This window comes from Vibrio sp. 03_296 (genome assembly GCF_002265885.1).
This window is the reverse complement of sequence record NZ_NPKW01000806.1, coordinates 1-1,448: the sequence shown is the minus strand read 5'-3', so window position 1 is coordinate 1,448 and position 1,448 is coordinate 1. Positions and strand designations below refer to the sequence as shown.

The following is a 1,448-nucleotide window of genomic DNA, read 5'->3' as shown; positions in this document are numbered from 1 at the left end:
GATACGCTTACGAATTTACAACGGCTATTAATGAATTTTTCAATGTAACGCTGCCAAAAGTTGCAGGCTCACTGGTATCCAGAATTACGGATAATTTTCAGATTTTGAAACCTGCATCTTCAAGTTGAACGGGTATAGCTCTGCCTACTTCAACAAGAGCAAAACGGTTGGAAGAAATAAACCGTCTCCCAATCGTTTCTCTGTCTATAGATTCATTGATGGCGAGATATGCTCTTTCTCTCAATCCCACTAAACACATGCTCTTAATTCAGCATTAGCGATACACGTAGCCACTTAACAGCTCAGTATGGACTTGGTTTGTTCAAGGACAAGCTCTCGGAACCATTGATGAGCTTGGCTGTTTAATGTCCTTTTATGCTCGATTAAGTAGACGTTTAGATCTAAATCGATACTCTGCTGCGTCAATGGAATGGGAATGAGTTCATCACTCACTTGTCCGAGCAAGTTGGAGGAGACCAATATTGTTGGTGTTTCTTTCATCACTTTTATCAACGTGCTAAGTTGACCGCTTTTAAATACAATATCTCTGCATATACCTGCCTTCTAATATGATCCACCGGTTATGCGTTGCCGACATGGAACGAATATCCAAGGTTAGATCAACAAAGCGGTAGTTTAGACAATCCTCGAGGGTCACCGAGTCTTTTGTGTTAAAGGATGCTGTCTGCACGACGTAAACACAGGATAGATTTTACCTAGATCAGTACAGAGAAAATCAACTTCATTCGTTGGCTTCTCTAGATGCAACGTAAAATCTATCGTTCTCTCTACTAATTGTTGTGTTGGTTTTTTTGTCGGTAGGGTATTCGACCAAACTTGCTTTAGGAGCTTGATTAAAGAGCGCAATACTAAGTTTTCCGCATATCAATTCGCTCATTAGAGGAGGAACAGAGATCGCMAAAGTATGCTTGCAGTTTTTAGGGCTGAATGAACTAGAGTCGACAATGTCTTTGATGTTTGAGAGTACTTCACTTATTGCCCTCTCAAGCTCTATTGCTTTTTGTGTTGGAACCAAGCCACTTGATTCCCGATAGAATAAGGGGTCATGAAACACGTCTCTTAATTTTCCTAAAATTCGACTCATTGCCGGCTGGGAGATATAAAGGGCTGAGGCAGCTCGTCGATGACATTCTCGCTTTTAATAGAACACTAAAGAGACCAAAAGATTGAGATCATGCGAGATAACTCTTGTTCGATAGTTTTCATAGCATCCTTAGAAAACGTTCATATTCGGAAGTCGATAAGATATTGTAGAATAGCTTAGCGCGTGTGAACTTTGCTGTACGTTTACGCTCAGAAATACATCGGTAGCCACATTGACATAAATGCCAGCGATACCATGCTAGCATAGTTCCTTTTTAACTTGTCATATCTGGTTGATATTGATCGATAAGACTTGATTTTAGCAAACGCATTTTCCACTAAAT

General features: G+C 40.2%; 2 protein-coding genes and 1 pseudogene. 1 reads left to right on the top strand and 2 read right to left on the bottom strand.

Annotated elements, in window-relative coordinates; translation table 11 throughout:
• A pseudogene (locus tag CIK04_RS28020) lies at positions 1–128 on the top strand (IS630 family transposase); the annotation flags it as partial.
• Positions 129–742: 614 nt separating this feature from the next.
• Here CIK04_RS28020 and CIK04_RS34530 read toward each other — a convergent pair.
• Together CIK04_RS34530 and CIK04_RS28010 are read right to left on the bottom strand one after the other, a co-directional pair.
• Positions 743–1,105, bottom strand: a complete 363-nt coding sequence (locus CIK04_RS34530) for a hypothetical protein (protein ID WP_325205931.1) — start codon at positions 1,103–1,105, stop codon at positions 743–745.
• A 209-nt stretch (positions 1,106–1,314) separates the two neighbouring features.
• On the bottom strand, positions 1,315–1,448 hold a 134-nt coding region (locus CIK04_RS28010; RefSeq protein WP_142995031.1), incomplete at its 5' end, for a transposase.